This window comes from Haladaptatus sp. HS23, from assembly GCF_056892285.1.
Genome location: NZ_JBXGLH010000018.1, coordinates 28,785 through 51,006, shown reverse-complemented (window position 1 = coordinate 51,006; position 22,222 = coordinate 28,785). Strand labels below are relative to the sequence as shown.

At 57.5% G+C, this 22,222-nt stretch carries 17 protein-coding genes and 1 pseudogene; 10 read left to right on the top strand and 8 right to left on the bottom strand.

Annotation, left to right across the window (positions count from 1 at the left end):
* Positions 1 to 7: 7 nt before the first annotated feature.
* Positions 8 to 877, bottom strand: a complete 870-nt coding sequence (locus AC1XDK_RS27200) for a carbohydrate ABC transporter permease (protein ID WP_483353151.1) — start codon at positions 875 to 877, stop codon at positions 8 to 10.
* A 185-nt stretch (positions 878 to 1,062) separates the two neighbouring features.
* On the opposite strand from AC1XDK_RS27200, the gene AC1XDK_RS27195 reads away from it, so the two are divergent.
* Both AC1XDK_RS27195 and AC1XDK_RS27190 read left to right on the top strand, forming a co-directional pair.
* Positions 1,063 to 1,758: a hypothetical protein gene (locus AC1XDK_RS27195; RefSeq protein WP_483353150.1), complete on the top strand. Its 696-nt coding sequence runs from the start codon at positions 1,063 to 1,065 to the stop codon at positions 1,756 to 1,758.
* An 81-nt stretch (positions 1,759 to 1,839) separates the two neighbouring features.
* Positions 1,840 to 3,840: a beta-galactosidase gene (locus AC1XDK_RS27190; protein ID WP_483353149.1), complete on the top strand. Its 2,001-nt coding sequence runs from the start codon at positions 1,840 to 1,842 to the stop codon at positions 3,838 to 3,840.
* A gap of 8 nt (positions 3,841 to 3,848) precedes the next feature.
* On the opposite strand, the gene AC1XDK_RS27185 is transcribed toward AC1XDK_RS27190, so the two are convergent.
* Together AC1XDK_RS27185 and AC1XDK_RS27180 are read right to left on the bottom strand one after the other, a co-directional pair.
* The gene (locus AC1XDK_RS27185) at positions 3,849 to 4,508 is read right to left on the bottom strand and encodes a ThuA domain-containing protein (protein ID WP_483353148.1); all 660 of its coding nucleotides are present in this window, start codon (positions 4,506 to 4,508) and stop codon (positions 3,849 to 3,851) included.
* A gap of 502 nt (positions 4,509 to 5,010) precedes the next feature.
* The gene (locus tag AC1XDK_RS27180) at positions 5,011 to 5,892 is read right to left on the bottom strand and encodes a fumarylacetoacetate hydrolase family protein (RefSeq protein WP_483353147.1); all 882 of its coding nucleotides are present in this window, start codon (positions 5,890 to 5,892) and stop codon (positions 5,011 to 5,013) included.
* 570 nt (positions 5,893 to 6,462) lie between these two features.
* Here AC1XDK_RS27180 and AC1XDK_RS27175 point away from each other — a divergent pair.
* From AC1XDK_RS27175 to AC1XDK_RS27145, 7 genes are all read left to right on the top strand, one after another.
* Entirely contained in the window at positions 6,463 to 7,956 is a 1,494-nt protein-coding gene (locus AC1XDK_RS27175) for an alpha-N-arabinofuranosidase (RefSeq protein WP_483353146.1), read from the top strand.
* 167 nt (positions 7,957 to 8,123) lie between these two features.
* The gene (locus AC1XDK_RS27170) at positions 8,124 to 9,263 is read left to right on the top strand and encodes an ABC transporter ATP-binding protein (protein WP_483353145.1); all 1,140 of its coding nucleotides are present in this window, start codon (positions 8,124 to 8,126) and stop codon (positions 9,261 to 9,263) included.
* Positions 9,264 to 9,418: 155 nt separating this feature from the next.
* Entirely contained in the window at positions 9,419 to 10,747 is a 1,329-nt protein-coding gene (locus tag AC1XDK_RS27165) for an extracellular solute-binding protein (protein WP_483353144.1), read from the top strand.
* Positions 10,737 to 11,660, top strand: a complete 924-nt coding sequence (locus AC1XDK_RS27160; protein ID WP_483353143.1) for a carbohydrate ABC transporter permease — start codon at positions 10,737 to 10,739, stop codon at positions 11,658 to 11,660. The genes AC1XDK_RS27165 and AC1XDK_RS27160 overlap by 11 nt, the downstream gene beginning before the upstream one ends.
* A complete protein-coding gene (locus AC1XDK_RS27155; protein WP_483353142.1) occupies positions 11,657 to 12,517 on the top strand; it encodes a carbohydrate ABC transporter permease in 861 nt (286 codons plus the stop codon). The genes AC1XDK_RS27160 and AC1XDK_RS27155 overlap by 4 nt, the downstream gene beginning before the upstream one ends.
* On the top strand, positions 12,514 to 13,179 hold the full coding sequence (locus tag AC1XDK_RS27150) for a hypothetical protein (protein ID WP_483353141.1): 666 nt from the start codon (positions 12,514 to 12,516) through the stop codon (positions 13,177 to 13,179). The genes AC1XDK_RS27155 and AC1XDK_RS27150 overlap by 4 nt, the downstream gene beginning before the upstream one ends.
* 27 nt (positions 13,180 to 13,206) lie before the next feature.
* A complete protein-coding gene (locus AC1XDK_RS27145) occupies positions 13,207 to 14,928 on the top strand; it encodes a glycoside hydrolase family 2 protein (protein ID WP_483353140.1) in 1,722 nt (573 codons plus the stop codon).
* An 87-nt stretch (positions 14,929 to 15,015) separates the two neighbouring features.
* On the opposite strand, the gene AC1XDK_RS27140 is transcribed toward AC1XDK_RS27145, so the two are convergent.
* The 5 genes and pseudogenes from AC1XDK_RS27140 to AC1XDK_RS27120 all read right to left on the bottom strand — a co-directional run bounded on the left by AC1XDK_RS27140 (position 15,016) and on the right by AC1XDK_RS27120 (position 21,224).
* A complete protein-coding gene (locus AC1XDK_RS27140; protein ID WP_483353139.1) occupies positions 15,016 to 15,780 on the bottom strand; it encodes an IclR family transcriptional regulator in 765 nt (254 codons plus the stop codon).
* A 728-nt stretch (positions 15,781 to 16,508) separates the two neighbouring features.
* A pseudogene (locus AC1XDK_RS27135) lies at positions 16,509 to 17,360 on the bottom strand (aldo/keto reductase); the annotation flags it as partial.
* Between the two features lie 296 nt (positions 17,361 to 17,656).
* Complete coding sequence (locus AC1XDK_RS27130) at positions 17,657 to 18,469, bottom strand: aldo/keto reductase (RefSeq protein ID WP_483353138.1); 813 nt, start codon at positions 18,467 to 18,469, stop codon at positions 17,657 to 17,659.
* A gap of 284 nt (positions 18,470 to 18,753) precedes the next feature.
* Entirely contained in the window at positions 18,754 to 19,725 is a 972-nt protein-coding gene (locus AC1XDK_RS27125) for an NAD-dependent epimerase/dehydratase family protein (RefSeq protein WP_483353137.1), read from the bottom strand.
* Between the two features lie 611 nt (positions 19,726 to 20,336).
* The gene (locus tag AC1XDK_RS27120; protein WP_483353136.1) at positions 20,337 to 21,224 is read right to left on the bottom strand and encodes a hypothetical protein; all 888 of its coding nucleotides are present in this window, start codon (positions 21,222 to 21,224) and stop codon (positions 20,337 to 20,339) included.
* Positions 21,225 to 21,729: 505 nt separating this feature from the next.
* Between AC1XDK_RS27120 and AC1XDK_RS27115 the strand changes: the two genes are divergently transcribed.
* Positions 21,730 to 22,206 (top strand): helix-turn-helix domain-containing protein, encoded by a 477-nt coding sequence (locus AC1XDK_RS27115; RefSeq protein WP_483353135.1) that lies wholly within the window; start codon positions 21,730 to 21,732, stop codon positions 22,204 to 22,206.
* The last annotated feature ends 16 nt before the right edge of the window (positions 22,207 to 22,222 follow it).

The following is a 22,222-nucleotide window of genomic DNA, read 5'->3' as shown; positions in this document are numbered from 1 at the left end:
GTTCACCTCACACCTGACCGATGTCCTGCCGGTAGAGCTGTAGGTACACCAGCCCGTACCCGAGCATGATGACCATCATGACCATTCCGATGGCGCTTGCCAACCCGACGGAGTTCGACAGGAACGCGTTGTTGTACACGTACACCGGGAGCACCATCGACGACATCCCCGGACCACCGCTCGTCAGCACGAATATCATGGTGAAGTTGTTGAACGTCCATAGGCTCATCAGCAGCGTCGTCACGATGATAACCGGCTGTAGGTACGGAAGCGTAATGTGGCGGAACAGCTCCCATCGGGTGGAGCCGTCGACGAGCGCAGCCTCGTACAGCGAATCGGGGATCGCCTTCATCGCTGCGAGGAAGCTGATCATGAAGAACGGGAAGTTTCGCCACACCCAGCCGAGCATGGCCGAAAATAGTGCGTACTTCGAACTCCCGATCCACGGAATCGCGCCGAGACCGACCAACCGCAGGAGGCCGTTGAACACCCCGAGATTGTAGTTATACATCCACTGGAAGTTCAGCGCCACGGCGATGTACGGCATCGCCCACGGCAGCAGGAGTAACCCCTGAACCACATTTCGCCCTCGAAATTCGCGGTTGAGAAGGACGGCGAACCCCATCCCGACGACGAGCATAATGATGATCGAGCCGAACGCCCACGAGACGGTGTTGAGCAACACCTGCCAGAACTCCGGCCACCCTGACAGTATCTTCACGTAGTGTGCCGGGCCGACCCACGTCGGCGGGGTGATTCCGTTGTACTCGTTCATGCTCAGGTACGCCGCACGGAAGACGGGATAGACGCTTACCAAACCGAGCGAGACCAGAGTCGGAACGAGAAACAACCAACCCCAGACGCTCTCCTTCGACATGAGGTGGCGATACTTCCGCGGTAACGAAACCCGGTTGAGAAACTGATTCCGTAACTGATAGTATTTCACCATGCTACTTCGTCTCACTACATTCCCCGGATGGTAATAACATTTTGGTCCTGAACGTCTCGATGCTCGGTGCCTAGTCGAAACATCCTTGGCAGTCCGGTGAAATTGAACGTTGCATGGCGTTCGAAACTGCACACAGGAACTGGCGCGCTAGGGTCGATTCGACCACCGACGCGTGGCGGGCCTTCCTCGACGCGAATGACTTCGGCGAGGCGGCCGAATCCGTCGAATATTACGGCTGGACGGCGCCCGCGATCGGCGTGTTCGCCCACGTCCTCTTTCGGAGCGGTTTCACGTACCTCATCGAACCGGGAGTGATGAAAGGTGGGGAACCGTTCCCGTCGCTGTTGTCGGCGTTCGTCCTCAACTTCATCTACACGAGTTTCCAGACCCTGTTGCTGCTGTTCCTTTTCTTCGGAACGATCGGTGCGATCGCCGGGTTGATCGCCTCCAATCGAAGTCTCGACGTAACCACGTTCAAAGTCGGTGGGTACCTTTCCGTTGTGTTCGTCCCAATCTTCGTGGTCGCATCCGTTCTCGCGCTCACGATTTCCGGCACGGACGTCGGCGTTGCCGCCGTTTCCGGCGGTAGTGTCTCACAAGTGGCACCGAAGATCATGGAAGTACGGATGAACATTCGGAGCACACAGCAGATGCAAATCGTGCGCCTGCTCCGGATCAGCGGATGGCTTCTCTGCGCGCTGCTTCTTCGGCCGGTGCTCGCCCGGCGCTATGGTCTCAGTCGGATTCGAAGCACGCTGGCACTGCTTCCGACGACCATCGCCTTCGTCGTATTCACCTCGATGACGTGAGCAGCGAGAATCCTGAGTCGAGAACGAGCGCCGTTCGATGCCACCGATAGTTTGATAATCGTTTCCACGCCACACGAAGGTATGTCGATAGGCGTGTGTTATTTTCCGGAACATTGGCCCCGCGAACGGTGGACCACTGACGTCAAGCAGATGGCCGAAGCGGGAATCGAATACGTCCGCATGGGCGAGTTCTCCTGGTCGAGACTCGAACCCCGACCCGGCGAACTCGACTTCGAATGGCTCGAAACCGCTGTCGGTCTCGTGCACGAGCAGGGAATGAAGGCGGTACTGTGTACGCCCACGGCGACGCCACCTAAATGGTTGGTCGACGAGCATCCGGACATCCTTCAGGAGGAACCGGACGGAGGTGTCCGCCACTTCGGCAGTCGGCGACACTACTGCTTCAACTCGGAGACCTACCGAGAGCACACCGACCGCATCGTCACCGCCCTCGCCGGACACTTCGCCGATCATCCGGCGGTCGTCGGCTGGCAGACCGACAACGAATACGGCTGCCACGACACCATCCGGTGTTACTGCGATGACTGCGCGACGGCGTTCCGGACGTGGCTGCGTGAGAAGTACGGCGGTATCGATACGCTGAACGAGTCATGGGGGACGACGTTCTGGAGCCAGCATCACACCGATTTCGAGGAGATCGACCCGCCGCGTCACACGGTCACCGATCACCATCCGGGACGGTTGCTCGACTACCACCGCTTCGCGAGCGACAGCGTCGTCTCCTACAACCGATTGCAAGCGGATCGACTGCGAGAGGCGGACGACGACTGGTTCGTCACCCACAACTTCATGTTCGATTTCGGCCAGCTAGACCCCTACGACGTCGGCGACGATCTCGATTTCGCCGCTTGGGATTCGTATCCGACAGGATTCCCCCAAGTCGCCGGCGACGGCCCGGCCGATGCGGACGAACTTCGGGTCGGAAATCTGGACCAGATCGGGTTCAATCACGACCGCTATCGCTGCGCCGCGCCCGGGAACTTCTGGGTGATGGAGCAGCAGCCAGGGTCGATCAACTGGCCGCCCGAGACTACCCAACCGGCAGAGGGTGCGATGCGTCTCTGGGCACACCACGCGGTCGCTCACGGCGCCGACGTCGTCTCCTACTTCAGGTGGCGACGGTGTCTGGAGGGACAGGAGCAGTACCACGCCGGGCTTCTGAAGCGGGACGGGACCGCCGACCGCGGATATCACGACGCGACGACGGCGGCGGCGGAACTCGCCGACCTTGACCGGGGTTCGGTCACCGCTCCCGTCGCGCTCGTCCTCGACTACGAAAGCCTCTGGGCGCTCGACGAACAGGCGATGTCGCCCGATTTCGACTACTGGAACCACCTCCACACTTACTACCACGCGCTTCGCGGTCGCGGCGTACAAGTCGACATACTTCCGACTGTTGCCGATTTCGAAGACTACGATGCGGTCCTCGCCCCATCGCTGCACCTCGTCGGCGACGACATCGCATCGACCTTCCGACGATACGTCAAGAGCGGCGGTCACCTTCTGTTCACGATTCGTTCGGGAGAGAAGGACCCGCATAACAAGCTTCACCCCGCGCGACCACCGGGACCGCTCGCCGACCTCGTGGGTGTTCGCGTCGATCAACACGAGAGCGTCCCGGCGGACTCGCCCGACGCCCGCCTCTCGTATCGGGGCGAACAGTACAGATATCGAACGTGGGCGGAGTGGATCGACGCCGACGACGCGAGTATCGTGGGGCAGTACGCGGCCGGGACCGGCGAAGGCCGTACGGCCATCACCGTGCGTGAAACCGAACCCGGGTCGGTCGCCTACGTCGGGATCTGGCCGGACGCCGACCTCGCTGACGCCCTCGTCTCCGATGTGCTCGCGCGGGCCGACGTCACACACGCGGCCGACCCGCTCCCGGACCGCGTTCGGGTTGCCCACCGTGGCGACCTGACGTGGCTGTTCAATTACAGCAGCGAACCGATAGACGTCGATGTCGGTGATGCAGACGTTCGGTTAGGTGAGAGGACCATTCCCGGCTACGACCTGCTCGTGGTCGAGGGGACTCCCGCCGACGTAGCGGTGGAAAAGTAGGACGCCGGTCAGGCGTTCACCCATCGGACAGCGTTTCGAAGGAGGCGTCGGTACTGTGGGTTTTCAAATGCTTCGGCGGTGTGTCCGAGCGAGACGTAGCAAACGTTTCCGTCGCCGACCGTCCGTACCCACGTGACCGGATAGTCGTCGAGGTCGGGGTGGTCCATCCGGGCGAGCACGCGTATCGCGTCCTCGTCGTAATCGACCGTGTACGGTTCGTCGAACACTTCGAAGTCCTCGACCCCCGCGGTAACCGGGTGATCGACGTCGACGATATCGACGCTAAACGTCGATTGGTCCGGATGCCCGATGAAGTGCCCGCCAAGCAACTCCCGGAGTTCCGGGAATGGTTCGTCCCGGTGGTCGATACCGCCGGACCCGTCGTGGGTACTGGTGATGTCCGCGGCGCAGTGAATCCCAAGATAACCGCCACCATCCGCGACGAACGAGGTGAGACCGTCCTGCTGAGCGCTGGCAAGGGTACTGTCGGTGAGGTAGTCAGCGAGGACGTCATAGTCGTCGAGGCTGCGCAGGGCATCTCGGTCCGTCGTTCGAGTCACGGCGACGTGGTCCCCGAGAGCGTTCTCGATGCGTGGTGCCATCTCGTCGAATTCGTGGAAGGGAAACGTGTTCTCCCCGATGAGAAGCACGCTGGTCTGGTCGGCCATGACTCCCCCTACGGAGGGGGGAGCGTAAGGTTCGGTCGATTGCGGCAATCTTCTCGACTGTCCATCGTTGACCGTGGCGTTCTGGATTGTGGAACATGGGGGAACGACACTGAGATGCCAGTTTCCTTCACGTTACGGGACGGATGGCGCTCGTCGACGTGCTCTCCGTTCCGCTTCCGTTCCTTTTACTTATGTGCTTGACGGTACCCTCTAAAATTCTACCGAACGGTCAGTGTATACATTGAATCACGTTTTCCGTTTTGTAATAGAAAACGATTCGATTCCGTCATCGGTGAAATCAAGTCCAGGGACGGAAATCCAGCGACGATGCGCGGTTTCTCGCCCGGATTCCACCAGGGAAACGGTAATTACCGAACCGCACCTTCGACGGCAAACGATAGCCGACATCGGGTGGCGAACGTTTTTCTTTCAGTCCCTAATACAGAACAAACTACGCCGGTCTCGAGCACCAGTCATCTTCCGGAACCGATTCGATGGTCGTTCAGACGGTGACCGTCTTGTTCACGAGTCGGCCGATGCGGTCGATATCGATGGCGACTTCGTCGCCCTCGGAGAGGGTGAATGACTCGGGCGGCACGAGTGCGGTTCCCGTGAGCAGAACCAACGTCTCGGGCAGACGGTTGTGTCGTCCGAGATACGAGACGAGTTCCTCGCAAGTGGTCGCCATCTCGCTCGTCGACGTCGAGTCCTCGTACATAATCTCGCCATCGCGCTCGATAGTCAACGATATTTCGAGGTCGTGGGGGTTCCCGACCGTTTCCTCGGTCGCGACACATGGTCCGATGGAACAACAGCGGTCGTACACCTTCGCCTGCGGGAGAAACAGCGGATTTTCCCCCTCGATGTCGCGGCTGGAGACGTCGTTGCCGATGGTGTATCCGACGATGTCGCCGCGGTGCACGACGACCCCGAGTTCGGGTTCCGGGACGTTCCACTCCGAATCGCCGCGCACGCCGATATCCTCCCACGGGCCAACGGTTCGCGAGGGTGTCGCTTTCAGGAACAGTTCCGGGCGTTCGCTGTCGTACACGTCAATGTATACCTCGGGTTTCCCGCTCTCGGCTTTGCGCGCCTCTTCGCTGATCTGATACGTGACGCCCGCAGCCCACACTTCGTCGGCGATGACCGGTTGGAGGACATTGTCACTGAGGGTGTGAGGGTCGATGTGGTCGGCGTCGTCGAGGCGTTTTCGGGCGATAGCGTCGATGGTTTCGTCACTCGCATTCGCCGTCCGGGCGAGCGCCGTGAACGAACCGAGATCGGGTGAGGCTGAACTCAAGTCGTATGCGGTTCCGTCGGTATCTAGAGCGACGAGCGAACCCGTTGCTGAACGCTCTCCACCGTGGAGTCGGTAATAGCGCATACTGAAAGATTGCCGGATAGTGTTAAAAGCCTACCGCCGCGAAAAATAAGCCGACCGATGGTTCCCTCCCTTTCGATCGGGATACGTCGCGGCAAATGTATCCGATATAATCGGATTGAAAACTCATCGACGTCGCCTGACCATTACAGTATTAGAACTGTAACGACTTCGGCTGGTGCGTGTCCGCCTCCCGCTTCTTTTATTCATCAGTGATGAATTTGTAGACATCCGATATTGTCGAAATCCAACTGTCGATGGTTGCTACGAGGGGCGTGTGAAACGTGGAAATTCATCTCTTCTCATCGTGTGAGCGTGTATCCTCATCGCACATCCACGTTTATCAATATATTCGACGTAGTCACTCCGACTACGTCGGAATAACGTATTCTCTCTACTCGGTTCGCGGATCGTCAGCGTCCGGCCGTTTGCTGTGACAGAGATGGCTGGTAGATCGGGCACCGTTGGTGTTCTTGTGTGAAACAAATAGTTAGTCCCGTATATGAAAACAGGTATTGTATCGGCCAGTTACCGGTTCATTTATGTCCGGGGCGGGAAATATCATCGAAATGTATGACAGACGCTCGCGTCACAGTTCACACTGCAGCGGTTATCGACTGTATCGCACCCGAGTTACACGGGCACTTCTCGGAACATCTCGGACGCTGTATCTACGACGGAATCTGGCACGGCGAAGACGACGAGGAGGTCGGTTTCCGAGATGATGTCGTCTCCCTGCTTTCCAACCTCGAAATACCCGTCCTTCGATGGCCGGGGGGCTGTTTTGCCGACGACTACCACTGGGAGGACGGTATCGGTCCGCGGGAGGACCGTCCCCGCCGTCGAAACCTCTTCTGGGCGCAGGACACGAGCGAGCGCCCCGAGGAGTCCAACGCATTCGGCACCGACGAATTCCTCGAACTCTGTGAACACATCGGGACGGAACCGTATCTCGCCGCGAACGTAGGGTCGGGGGATCCGCAGGAGGCAGCAGATTGGGTCGAATACTGTAACTACGACGGCGATACCGAACTCGCCGACCGGAGACGCGAGAACGGGCACGAAGAACCGTACGGCGTTCGGTACTGGGGACTCGGAAACGAGAACTGGGGCTGTGGCGGGCAGATGACGCCTGAACAGTACGCTCGGGAGTACCGTCGATATGCCACCTACGTCGGCAGCATGGACAAACTGATGCTCGACCACGACCTCGAACTCATCGCGTGTGGGTTCGAGAACCACGACTGGAACCGCCGATTCATGGAGGAGATCGGCAGCAGCAGTTGGGGTGTTGAGTTCCCTCTCGACCATCTCACGCTCCATCATTACTACGGGCGCTCGTTCTCCGTCTCCGAGGCCGACGAGGACCAGTACGACCGGTTCCTCGCCGAAGCCCTCGAAGTAGAGGACCACATCGAGCGCATCGCGGCGGCCATCAACGCGGTTGCGACCACCCGCGACATCGGGGTCATTATCGACGAATGGGGCTCGTGGCATCCCGAATCTGTTCCCGAAAGTGGACTCGAACAGCCCGGGACCGTCCTCGATGCGTTGTCGGCCGCCGCGGTTCTCGACGTGTTCAACGAGCACAGCGACGTCATGACTATGGCGAATATTGCCCAGACGGTCAACGTCCTCCAATGTCTCATCGAAACGGACGGCGACGACGCGTGGGCGCGGCCGACGTACCGTGTCTTCGACCTTTATGCCTCCCACAAGGAGAACGACGCTGTCCGTACGTCCGTCGATGCGCCGTCCCGTGACCTCGATGGAACCGACCTCCCATTGGTCAAAGCGTCCGCGTCGACGGACGACGCCGGAGTCTTCGTCACCGTCACGAACCTCGACTGTCGGGAGGCACGCTCCGTCGAAATCGCCCTCGAAGGGGTCCAAGACCCGGACCGAGTTGACGCCGAAGTCTTGTTCGCGGAACACGACCCGAAAGCGGAGGTCACCGTGGACAACGCCGACGAGTTCGCGGCGACGGACCTCGATGTCTCGGTCGAAGACGGCGTCCTGACTGCGGAACTGGCGGCGTCCACGGTCGCCGGGTTCTCCGTTCGGTAATCCGCTCTCGGCGGGAACGTTCGCTGTCCTGCTCATCATTCGTAGCCTGCTGTTTTCACAGGCCTCGAGCGTATATCTTAGCGAAGAGATCGGTTATTGCTCAGATGATTGATTAAATTGATAGCTTAGGAAAGATATATACATCATAGACGATGATGTTGATAACTATGAGCGGGATACGTCTCGAAGGCGTGAGGAAACAGTACGATGGCGGTATCGTCGCGGTGGACGGATTCGACCTCGATATCCGAGATGGGGAGTTTGTCACCATCGTCGGTCCGTCGGGGTCCGGAAAATCGACCGTCCTCCGAATGATTGCCGGATTGGAAACCATCACGGACGGTTCGATTTCCATCGATGACCGACAGATCAACGACGTGGAACCGCAGGACCGCAACATCGCGATGGTGTTCCAGAACTACGCGCTCTATCCGCACATGAGCGTCGAGAAGAACATGTCCTACGGGTTGAAACTCAACTCCGACAAGGCGGACGAAGCGATAGAAGAACGCGTACGGGAAGCCGCGGAGATGATGGGGATAGAGGACCAGTTGGACAAGAGACCCAGCGAGCTCTCCGGCGGGCAACAACAACGCGTGGCGACCGGTCGTGCTATCGTCCGTGACCCAGCAGCGTTCCTGATGGACGAACCGCTGTCGAACCTCGATGCCAAACTCCGCTCACACATGCGAACCGAACTGCAACGGATACAGGAGGAACTCGACACGACCACCGTCTACGTCACGCACGACCAAGAGGAGGCAATGACGATGAGTGATAGGGTCGTCATCCTGAACCACGGTGAGGTACAACAGGTCGGGACGCCACGGGAAGTGTTCACCGAGCCGAAAAACACGTTTGTCGCCGAGTTTATCGGCAGTCCGTCGATGAACTTCTTCGACGTCCGACTGGAGGATTCGACCCTCGTCGGCCGCGACGTCACTTACTCCGTCTCCCGTCCCTTTGCCGAACGAATTCTCGAACGAAGCACGAGCGACGACCTCATCCTCGGCATCCGTCCCGAACACATGACGTTCGCCGAGACGACCCACGACAACGGAATCGACGCAGTCCTCGAAGTACGCGAACCCGTCGGCGACGACAACTACCTCTACCTGCGAAGCGGTGACACCGAGTTCACGATGCGCGTTTTGGGCCAAGTGGAATACGAGGAGGGCGACAGGTTACAGGTTTCCTTCGACGAATCGGACGTACACGTCTTCGACAGAGCGACGGGCGAGAACGTATTCGTCTATCAGGATGTCGTCAGCACCGCCCCCACTAGCGATACGAAACAGGATGCATAGGTTCAACGGCGATTGCAGGACGGGCCGATTCCCAACCCCATCTCCGAACTGGCCGGTGGAGTCCGTCGCGTCCGATTCGACAGTTGCTTTAGGACATCTATATAATATATAATCAAACAAAATTTTTAAATCAGTTCCCATCGCTACTTGTTATCATGGCATCAACGGAGGGACCGAATAGTGTACTAACGAGACGGCGACTTCTCGGTGGTGTCGGCGCTGCAAGCTCACTGGGACTGGCCGGTTGTAGTTCACGGAACATGGTTCTGGGGAACACGGACAGCACCGCCGAGACGACGATTCAGTTCTGGACGCTCTTCAGCGGCGGCGATGGGGCAACGATGAAATCCATCGTGAACCGGTTCAACGACGAACGACCCTTAGGAGACGTCCGAATAGACCGACAACGGATTCCGTGGGATGATTACTACACGAAGTTGTACACCGCGCTCGTCGCCGACAAAGGGCCGGACATCGCGATAATGCATCAGGCGTTGATGGGTCGATTTCAGCGGATGCTCGTCCCGTACAACCGATACCTGAGTGACTCCGCCGCGGACAAGTACGTACCGACGCTGTGGGAACGCATGCGTTTCGACGGCGACCAGTTATCCCTCCCGCTTGATGCGCATCCGGTCGGAATCTACTGCAACCGCTCACTGTTCGAGAAGGCGGGCTTGAATCCCGACTCGCCACCCTCAAACTTTCGAGAGTTCAAACGCGCCTGCGACACGATAACGAAGAAGACCGACGCACACGCGTTCGCGCCGACTCCCTATCTGGACCCCATCGGTATGCTTCGAACGTTCATCGCCTTCGACAAACAGCGCGGCGGTGAACTGTTCAACAACGCCATGACGAAAGTGACGTTCGACGACGAGGCCGGGATGGGAACCGCACGACTGCTCTACGACATCACCGGAAAGTACGGGTGGGACATTCCGAACGCCTCGGAAAACAGGGCCGATATCGCGTTTCAGGACGATAAACTGGCGATGACGATGAACGGGACGTGGTACGCGTCCGTTTTGGAATCCATCGACGGATTCGACTGGAGCATGTTCAAACCGTTCGTCGCACCGGAAAAGCAACGGAACTTCACACAATCGGGGAGCCACACGGTCGTTCTTCCTCGAAACCCCCGTCGAGACGAGAAGAAGACGCGCGTCTCGGTTAAGGCCGCCGAGTGGATAACGCAGAAGAACCCGATATGGGGAACACGGGCCGGGCACTTACCGGCCGCGACCGACGCTTTGAACTCGGACGCGCTTCGAAACTCGCCGTTGTGGCCGAAATCGCTGTCCACGTTCTTCGAGATGGCCAGCGATAATCAGTTTGCCTACCTGCCCCGAACGCCGTTCAACGTCAACAACTCGTCGACGTGGAACTTCTTCCCGGACATTTACGCGCACAACTCCTCGCCAAAGCGAGGGATGCAACGGGGCGTGAACTCCATCCAACGACTGATCAACGATGTCAATTAAAGACAAATTCGGACGCGAACGGCGGAACAGATTGCGAGAAAATCTCGGACGGCGGGAGACAGTCGACGGTATCCTGTTTTCCCTCCCGTACCTCGCCTTCTTCTGTCTGTTCCTTCTGTACCCGTTATTGGAAGGGTTGTACATGAGCCTCTTCGCGTGGGACCCGCTCTTTCCATCCCAGTCGCGCTTCATCGGCCTCGGGAACTACGTCTCGATGTTTCAGGACCCCGCGTTCTGGAATGCCCTGTGGAACACGGTGTACTTCGTCGTCCTCACCGTTCCGACCATGGTACTCCTGAGTCTGGCGCTGGCACTCGGCGTGAACAGGAAGGTGTTCGGACGGCGATACCTACGGACGATTTACTTCAGTCCGTACATCCTCACCGTCTCCATCGTCGGAATCGTGTGGTCGCTGTTCCTCGCGACCGGATTCGGTCCCGTCAACTACTACCTCGGTTTCGTCATGGACAGCCCCCCGGATTGGCTCGGTTCCCCGACGTTGGCGATGCCGATACTCGCCCTCGTCACCGACTGGTGGCTCCTCGGGTTCAACTTCGTCATTCTGCTGGCCGCGCGGCAGAACGTCCCGGAGCGACTGTACGAGGCGGCCAAACTCGACGGAGCGGGAACGTGGCGCGCTTTTCGGGACATCACACTCCCCCAGATGCGTAACGCCATCGCGTTCGTCGTTATCATCCAATTCATCCAGCAATTCCAGGTATTCGGTCAACCTTACGTAATGACCAACGGCGGACCCAATAACGTGACGACGACGCTGGTGTTCTACCTCTACAACGCGGCCTTCAGCCAACAGCGGTTCGGGTACGCCGCGGCGATCGGTTACCTCCTCTTCGCCATCCTCGTCGGCGTCTCGTACATCAACTATCGGTACATCGGGAGTGATTCAGCATGAGCAACTCGAACGTCGGTCTGACGAGTCGTATCGGTTCCAACAGCACGTTGCGTACGGTCGCGGTACATGCCGGGCTGTACGGTGTCGCGTTCCTGTTCCTGTTGCCGTACATCTACATGATCTCGCTGTCTATTCAGCCCGAGCGATTTGCCCTCAGTTCGACGCCTCATCTTATCCCGCCGGAAATCACGTTCGCGAACTACACCGAACTGCTCGATAGTTCGTTGATAGTCCCGTGGGTTATCAACACCTTCATCGTCGCCACCGTCGCGACGATACTTGTCCTCATCGTCGATTCGATGATTGCATTCTCGCTCACGCGGTTGGACTGGCCGGGCCAATCGATACTATTGAGCGTCATCGTCGCCAGCTTCCTCGTCCCGTTCTACGTGAATCTGGTTCCCCTGTTCACCATCGTGGCGGATTTGGGACTGGTCAGTAGCCTCCTCGGCGTGATTCTTCCCGCGGTGGCGAACCCGCTCGGGGTCTTTCTCCTCTATCAGTTCTTCCGGGACATCCCCGACGAGTACGACGAGGCCGCTCGGCTGGATGGGTTCTCGAACTTCCAGATTTACACCCGCATCATCCTCCCAATTTCGAAGCCGATTCTGTCCGCGCTGGCCATCTTCGTCTTCGTGTTTAACTGGAACCAGTTCGTCTGGCCGGTGGTCGTGCTTCAGAGCCAGCGTTCGTTCACCCTCCCGCTCGGGTTGGTCGTACTCAGGGACACCTTCACGTTCCAACCGGGGCTCACCATGGCCTCGGGGGTCATCGCTGCATTTCCCCTGTTCATCCTGTTCCTGCTGTTGCAGGACCGAATCATCGAGGCGGTACAGTTCCAAGGGACGACCGGATGACTGCACCGCGAGAAAGCGCCGGGCGATATCGACGCTCCCTCCGGCGGACGGCCGGGTTCGTCTACCGACACAGCACGTGGCTCGTCGTGATCAGCGTTTGTTGGGTCATCGCCTCGCTCCCCGTCGTCACATCTGGGATCGCCACGCTCGGTGCGTTCTCGGCGATACGGTCACTACAAAACGACGACAGACCGCAGTGGGATCCCGTCAACGAATCGCTCCGTCGTTACGGATTCAACGTGACGGTGATGAGCTTTGTCCCGATGCTCCTCGCCGTGATGACGGTGCTATATGGCGTGCAGTACGTCGAAACAGGAGGGATTCAGTACCTCCTCCTGTCGATTTCGGGTGTGTATCTGGTCACCTTCCTCCTGCTCGTATCGTTGACGACCGTCGCCCGCCTCTCCGACGGCGACGGGTTCGTTGAGGCGGTCAGTGCAGGCTACGGGTGGGTCGTCCGCAACCCGATGCTCTCGGCGGCGAGTGCGTTGACGATGGCCGGTATCGTCCTCGTCGGTGTCGTCTCCGTCGTTGGACTCGTCATCATCGTCCCAGCCGTGGTGTTCAGCTTGCATCTCGAAGTCACCGACGGTCCCACACCGTCCGTTCGTGATGACAGCCGCACAGCCGACGTAACGTTCACCGCCGGGAACAAGGATTAAATCCCGAAACTGCGTGTATAGATATTGATGACCGATTCAACACCACGTCCGAAGTATCCGCGCCCACAACTGCGACGCGATTCGTGGCACAACCTGAACGGCGAATGGGAATTCGAAATCGACCACGGAGCCAGCGGTCGTGCTCGAGGCCTTCCGGATGCCGAATCGCTAGCCGAAACGATTACAGTCCCGTTCGCACCCGAAAGCGAGCTCTCGGGCGTCGAACACACCGACTTCATGGATGCCGTGTGGTACCGACGGGAACTCGACGTCCCCCAGAGATTCCTCGACGGACGATTGTACCTGCGGTTCGGTGCGGTCGATTATGAGACGGAGGTTTGGGTCAACGGAACGTCCGTCGGGACACACCGTGGCGGCTACACTCCCTTCGCGTTCGACGTCACCGATGCCATCGAACCGGGGACGAACGCCGTGACGGTCTGTGCCGAGGACGACGTTCGGTCGACACTCCAACCGGCCGGCAAACAAAGCCAAGAGTACGATTCACACGGGCCGAAGTACACGCGCGTAACGGGAATCTGGCAGACGGTGTGGCTGGAACCCGTCCCCGAGACGTACGTAGAGACCCTGCGATTTCAACCTGATCCGGAGAACGGTACGCTTCACGCGGAAGTCGAACTGGGGGGTGTGGCTCGAAGGGGAACACTCACCGCCACCGCGACGCTCGACGACGACCCCGTCGGCGAGACGACGGTGGTGACTGACGGCACCTACGCTGCGTTCTCGCTCCCGGTCGACGAGACGCACCTCTGGACCCCCGAGAATCCGAACCTCTACGACTTGGATGTCGAACTCGCGGTGGGCGGTGAACCCATCGATGCTGTCGAGAGCTACTTCGGCCTTCGGTCGGTGACGCTTGGAGATAACTGCGTCTACCTCAACGGGAAACCGGTGTTCCAACGACTGGTACTCGACCAGGGATACTACCCCGACGGGGTCTACACCGCGCCCTCGGACGATGCACTTCGGGAGGATATCGAGCGTTCACTGGAACTCGGGTTCAACGGTGCTCGGCTTCACGAGAAGGTGTTCGAACCCCGCTACCTCTACCACGCCGACCGGTTGGGATATCTGGTCTGGGACGAACACGCGAACTGGGGGATGGACCACGGCCGCACCGAAACGCTGGGACCGTTCCTCCAAGAGTGGCTGGAGGTGATCCAACGCGATTACAACCACCCGGCGCTCGTCGGCTGGACACCCTTCAACGAAACCCAACCGCACCAAGACAGCGACCTCATTCGGACGGTGTACCGAACGACGAAGCGATTGGACCCGACGCGGCCGGTTATCGACACGAGCGGATGGTATCACGTCGAAACCGACCTCGTGGACGCTCACGACTACGAACAGGACCCCGAAACCTTCCGTAAAACCTACGGGAAAATCGAGGGTCCGGTCGAGCCAACCGGCCACAGTCACACCGAGTGGAGCAAGGAGTTGAGTTATGTGAGCGAGTACGGCGGTATCTGGTGGAACCCCGACGCCGAGGACGGGTGGGGATACGGCGACCGTCCCGAGGACGAGGCGGAGTTCTTCGACCGCTATCGGGGAATGACGGAGACGTTGCTTGAAAACGAGGCCATGTGGGCGTTCTGTTACACGCAGCTCTATGACGTGGAACAGGAGACGAACGGGCTGTACACCTACGACCGAGAAACGAAGTTCGACCCCGAACGACTTCGTGAAATTAACGAGCAGGTCGCGGCGTTCGAACGTAAACCGTAGCTCCACCTGACTTTCATCCGCGGTCGGAGCGTCGCTCTCCCCCGATTTGACGGGAGTGTGCCCGAGACCTGGTTGGACGTTCGTCAATCACATATGCCGCATGTTCACCTCGATAACGTTCGCCGTTCCGAGAATCTTTCTCGGAATCATCTCCCTGAACAGTTCGCCCTCCATTCTGTTTTTCGGTGCCGAAACGCTGACCGCCCCGGCGACGGTCCCCGAATCTGTCGTCACCGGCGCGGCGACACATCGGATGCCGTTGAGGCGCTCCTCGTCATCGGTCGCGTATCCCCGCTCACGAATCCGTTCCAACTCTCGCTCCAAGGCCTCCCGACTGCTGACGGAGTTCTCGGTTATCTGTGGCAACCCGTGTTGTGCGAGTATCTTTTCGACCATCGGTTCGTCCATGAAGGCTAATATCGCCTTTCCCATCGCGGTCGTGTGGAGATACACGCGCATTCCCTCGTACGTGTCTATCTTGATGGCCTCGTTCCCCTTCTGTTTCATCAGAAAGACGCCCATTCCTTTCTCTTCGACCATCAGGTTAGCGTGTTCGCCCGTTTCCACGGCTAAGTTCTGCAGCTCCGATTCTGACACCTGAAATATACGGGAGTTGATTCGCGCGTATCCACCGAGTTCGAGAAATCGGGTTCCGATTCTGTATGTCCCGTCCTCGTTCAGAACGTACCCGAGTTTCGACATCGTCTGAAGATGGTCGTGTACCGTACTCGTCGGCATTTCGAAATGATCGACCGTCTCTCCCAGCGTCGCTCCTCCCGACTCTTTGAGGTACTCGACGATTCCGAAAGCTATCGCCGTCGATTTGATTTTTGCCTCTGATTCGATTCCCATATTCTATACTCCTTGCGAGATATTAAATAATTTTCCGACAATGACGGATGTATGCCGGAAGTGGTTCCAAGCGACAGGGGCTGCCAGAGACGTCGGTAGAGTCAGGAAAAGTCAAGGACGGCGTCCGCCCGCTCGACCGAACATAGCGAGTAGAGAGGTCCATCTGGGGTAGCGTGTACCATTAGTCTTGAAAACGTTAGAATACTACTCGAAAATCGACTTTCCTGATCGCTTGTGAAGAAGTTAGAGATCGGCGAACCAGTCAAAATCGTGCATTACGACGCTCTGTTGCTCTTGTGGTCTCGGCGTCACGCACCATAATTTGAGACATCGCATATGATATATAATTGTCCGATTGGCTGCTATCTGCCGATACGGGGTCTAATGTGCGTGATTATAACCACACTATCGCACGATATCGGCACTTTGGAAAAGTGTAAACTATATATCGCTACATCAAATCACTAGGGCCGGGAAGATCACAGCTTCGGAGGATGGGATTGATGCTTGCCTTTCTTTCAACATGAATCGATGTGATTCATCTGCTACAGACAGAGCATTTCTCCTGCAGATGAGGTACACTGTTGGTAAGAACCCGCTTAGCTAATTTTGCATATCGTTTGAGGGATTCTGCATGAAAAATGAAATTCAGTTATTCTCGTTCATATTGCTCTAAGGACCTCTGAAACCGGTTTCTAAGATTTGAATCGAAACGCCGATAAGAAGCATTACAGATCCACCTCTATGCCGACCGGCTCGACCGGTTCGTAGGGTTCTTCGAGATATTCGATATCACTTTCGGGGAGATCGAGTTCGACTGCTTCAACGGCATCTTCCAGATGTTCAACACTTGTAGTGCCATAGATCGGTGCGGTCACGCCCTCCCTCGAAAGCTGCCACATGAGACCAATCTGTGCCATCGACACACCGTGGTCGTCGGCGAGTTCCTGCACTCGTTCGTTGATTTCGCGGCTCGTGTCGGAGTTGTGCAGGGCTGCAGCAGGCCCTTCGTCGCGCACTTGATCTTGTTCCTCGTGAAGTCGGGCAAGATAGCCACCACCGAGCGGACTCCACGAGAGGCGTCCGATATTCTTGCTCTCACACAAGGGGTTCATTTCACGCTCTTCCTCCCAGTAGATGAGACTATATGGGTTTTGCATCGTAACGAAGCGTTCGAGGCCCAGTTGATCGCTGGTATAAAGCGCCTCAGCGAACTGGTGAGCCCACATCGAACTCGCACCAACATATCAGGTTTTGCCACGTCGCACTGGGTCGTCGAGCGCTCGAAGGGTTTGCTCGATGGACGTGTTCTGATCCCAGCGCGCGATCTGGAACAGATCGACAGTTTCCATTCCGAGTCTGTCGAGGCTGTGATCGAGCTCCTGCTCGATGGTTTTGCGCGAGAGACCACCCGAATTGGGATCGTCGTTCATCGGGATGAAAGTCTCCGTGGCGACAACCTGCTCATCACGGTCGTACTCGGAGAGAGCATTGCCGAGGATCTCCTCGGATCCGCCCACCGAGTAGAAGTTCGCGGTGTCGAAGAAGTTGATGCCGAGTTCGATCGCACGGGAGAGGACAAACCTCATCTAGTGTTATGCTGGAATATGAGACTACAGTAGGTATAGAGACCCCAGAATGCACGATTTTAGCCAATCTATTTTCTACAAGTGTCTCCAATTAAACTTCCAATACGTTTCTAGTTACTAATCTATCCCGTTCGCGAATTAACGATGGTTCGAACCAGATCTACCGCTGGCCACTAAGAGCTCACTGCCTCAAAACACGGGTTTAACCGTTTCCAGTCTGCTTTTTACCGGTAATGAACTATGCGCATTTGTCGCAACTTCTATCCTAACACGACAGCATAAATGGGTCAGCGATTCCAAGGGGCATATTCTCGGTCAATAATGCGTCGTTCGCGATCGATTCCTTCTATTTGAGTGAGGTCATCTTCGTCCAAGTCGACATTTTGAGCAGCAAGATTAGCACGGAGATGTGCAAGACTTGATGCTTTCGGAATGGCAGCGACGTTGTCCTTCGAGTGGAGCCATGCGAGACTCACCTGCGCTGGCGACACCCCATGGCGTTCTGCAACGTCCCGGACTTCAGGTACATCGAATACCGCTCCCTGTGCAAGCGGGCAGAACGCGACAAGCCAGTGATCGTGTTTCTGTGCATATGCGACGAGATCCTCCTGCTGGAGGAGGGGATGCATTTCGACCTGGTTGGCGAACAGCGGCGCATTGAGGACCTCGCGTGCGCGCTCAAGCTGATCGGGCTCGAAGTTACATACCCCAACGTGGTGAACCTTTCCCGTTTCGTGGAGTTCGTTGAAGGCGCCAAGAGTCGTCTCCGGATCGTAAAGATCGGCTGGCCAATGGACGTACAATAGATCGACGTAGCTAGTTCCGAGTCGATCAAAACTCCCCTCGACACCCGCCAGAATATCTTCGCGTTCTGGACCGGGTTTTACCTCATGAACCGTCTTTGTAGCGAGAAAAACGTCCTCACGGGAGACATCAGACTGGTCGATTCCTCTCCCCACGTATGTCTCGTTTTCGTACACCTGTGCTGTATCGATGTGCCGATAACCGACATCGAGAGCCTCAGAAACATTCTCTGTCCATTGCTCTCGGTTCTCATCAGAGTATGTGCCAAGCCCAATCCGCTGGAAGTCTGCAGGCATAGCTGGAATTCCTTCGGATCACTTATTAGAGTACTGAATGGCTCAGACGATACATTTAATACACCGATTGATTGAATGAACGGAGAAGATACGTGAGTAACAGACGCAATGATGTTATGGATTATACACTATCCAGCAATAAACGCTGCAGCATCTCATTGAACGGATCGGCAATGACGACGATACTTCCGCGCTCATACACTACTGTCGGCGAATCCGATGACGACGAGTGGCCTGAGCGGTCGTGACCGCTCTTTATTCTAGGGTTCTCCGGTGCGGGTGCGCTACTCGCTCGATTCGACTTCGCCGGCCTCGATCAGAGCCTCGACCGCCTCGCGGGTCGCTTCGAGCGAGGTATATCGCGGTTCATATCCGAGTTTTTTGCGCGCCTTCTCGATACTCGCGTTTGGGCTGTAGCGGATGTGTTCCTCGGTCATCTCGACGTCCTCTTCGTCGTATTCGGGTCGATCGGTCCACTCGTCGAACGGCAGGTATGTGAGGTCGGCGTCTCGTCCGAACCACCCGGCGACGGCCTCGGCGTAGCCGCGGAGGGTGAGCGCCCGCGGTGAGACGACGTGAAAGCTCTCGCCAACGGCCGCTGACCAGTTCTCTAGCGCACGCTGGAAGCCCTGTGCTACGTCGTCGGCGTGGACGTGATGGACGGTTTCAAGCCCGAAGTTGGGGAGCGCGACTTCTTCACCTCGTGCAAGTCGTGAGAACACGTCGGTGTCAAAGTTGCCCGCCGGATTGACGGGTTCCCAGCCGGGACCCACGATGTGTCCGGGATGGAGGACGGTCGCCGGGAAGTCGTTCCGTCGCGCCTCGTCAAGCAGGTACGCCTCAATCTCGGCTTTCTTTCGTCCATACTTGTCGAGCGGCCGACGCGTGCGCGGGGCGTCCTCGGTCGTGGGGACGACGTCGCTGGGACCGTGGACCCAAATCGTTCCACAGTGCAGTAGGTGTTGGACCTCCCCGCGTAGCGACGCGATGAGCGCTTCGGCACTCTCCGGCTCAAAGCAGATCAGGTCGACAACGGCGTCCGGATCGGTGGCCACGATCGCCTCGCCGAACTCGCCACGTTCCTCGGCGGTGTCGCGGTCAAGCTCGACTGACTCGACGTCAGTCCATACGCTATCGTCTTGGTAGGGATCACGCTCTCCCCGGCTGACTGCGACGACCTCGTGGCCTGCCCGCACCAATCGCGGCACCAGGTAGGTGCCAATGTGTCCGGTGGCTCCGATGACGGTGACTCGCATGGGTAGCGCTATGACTAGTCTTCACGAAAAGGGTATGGATACCGGACTGATTCGACTCTTGTCCGGGCGACCCGCATATCGCACAGGGTGGTCGACAGCGCAGTCGGTGCGCTCATTGCCATGACTTGCACGAGTTCACCGTGGATGCCATCAGCCGGATCCTCGACATCGTGGGCGAGCGTGAACACCGGCTGGTCCAGATGAGTCATATTGTCCGGCTTGAGGGGTCTGCTGGCACATCTCCTTGGACGATAAACCCACAGTGATTCCATTCAAATGGACGATGCGCATCGAAGACCACGGCGAAACCACCCAAACCCCCAATTGTTGTTCTCACCAATGCACACCCCCAACCAAGATTACACTGTCGTAATTAACGTCCGAACGTGAAGCGTAATCCCGCCAGACCTGTTCTCCCGAATTTTTCCACCTCGCAAGCGCGGTGGGAAAAGTGAGAGCAATTACACCCCACAGTAGCCGACCGTTCGTTCCGCATCGAAGGAGGGCGCAATTTGCGCCCTCCTTGTCATCTGTGGAGGAATACTCCGGAACCGCTTCGGGGCAAGATTACGCCCCGCGTTTGAGGGATAATTACGACAGTGTAATCTTCGCTACTCGTCACCTCCCTGTTCGAGCACGGCCCGTGACTGTTCGGCAGCGAACTCATGGAACTCTTCCGCGTCAGCAACCAAGCGGGCAGCCTGTCCGCCGCGCTCGCCGGGTTCGAAGCGAACGAGGTTGTCTTCGTCGTCCCATTCACCCGACTCACTCACGCCACCATCGTGCCGTGTGTGACGCGCCAGCATTTTCATCGACCGCTGCACGGTGTTCGTATTCGGATTGTGAATCCCTGCGCGGTGTTCCAACCGACGACGGCACGCCGACGAATCAAGTTCCAGCTTCCCGCCTTTCGTCTTCTGTGCTGATTCGATGAACTCGCGCCAGAGGAACGTCATGCGATGCTTGTTCCCCGACAGAGGCGAGTCGGTGTCCTCCCGTTCAGCGGCTAGTCGTGCGGCCGTCTTCCGTTGTATTTCGAGGTCGTGAGTCGTGTCCGAGTTGATGAGGTCGCTTACGTCCACTCGGTCGTGTTCGATGTCCTGGAGCCGTTGTTCGTGATTCTCGAATACGCGCGTCGTCACGTTGTCGACCCGTGTTTCGAGCAGGTCCGTGGAATACGTCCATTGTTGGCGGATATGCGCAATCGCGGCGTCGGCCACAGCCTCGGCGCGGTTGGCCCGGTCGTGTGCGTCGGCCAGGTCTTCCTTGACTTTCTTATGATCTTGCTCGAGCGTCTCGATGTGTTGCTGAAGCGATTTGGTCTGCTCGGCCTGCTGCTGGAGTACCGCCCACATCGTTTCTCGGCTTGGGGGCTCCTGCTCTGCCGTGACCGCGTTTGATGTGCTCAGCTCTGGTACGTCTATCCCCATCGAAGCGGCAAAGTCGTCGTCTGATACCGCATTCTCATCAACTTCGTCGGGCGACAGTCCGATCGACATCAGTACTCGCCCCCGAAATTCGGTGTCTTCATCGACGCTCACCCAGTGGGGGAAGTCCGAGATCCTCGGGCGATAGCTCTTCCAGCCGGTCAGCAACGTTGGAAAGCCCCTCAGTCTCAGGATCATATATCTCGTGGTAAATCAACCACATACGGGCTGCCGTTTCTGAGACGTCGAAGTAGGCGGCCGTGCCAGCGATTGTTCCAGCTTGCTCGTAGGCCGTTTGCAATCGATCTGGATCCCGGTACGGATGCCGCTTGAGTTCGTCAGCTGTCGTCAGCGACGAGAATGCAGTTGAAAAGCCAATGCTGCAATAGCATTCCCTGGCCGGGTGAGTTCTAAGAGTCCTTGAACGCGTTCGGCATGGGACACACCTGCGATTTGCTGTGACCTTCCAATAAAGAGTACGAATTATGTATCGTCAAAATCGGAATAGAACGGTGTTTTAGCACGATTCGGTCGATGTGTGAGAAAGGCCTATTAGCAATCACTAGTCCTCTCACGTATGAAGACAGAAGACAATGAGTTAGCAGAGGAGAGAGTACTCCTAAATGAACGTGTAGCGAGATTCGAGCAACTACTAGATGAAAAATCCGAGTTGGAACTCACAGAGACGATGGCCACAGTCTGTGGAGTGTATATAGCAGCATTCCGTGTATATCTCACTGTTCTCGATTATCCCCACAACACCATCGGTGAAATCGCCGAAATTCTCAACCGTGATTCGAGCACAGTTGGGAAGCAGATGCAATCGCTGTATGAACAGGAGTTGGTCACTCGGGATCCACGCATCGTCTCCAGTGGTGGCGTCAAATATCTCCACGTCGCGCAATCACTCCCAGAAACTACGGAGTGGCTACGCCAGGAACTTAACACCTGGACAGAGACAGTGATGACCCAATTTCTCATCTTTCCTCCGAGTGAGCAATTGTATACAATATTCAGATACAGCATACAAATATCGTATTTGGACACAGAGTAAGTATTCCAGCATTAGA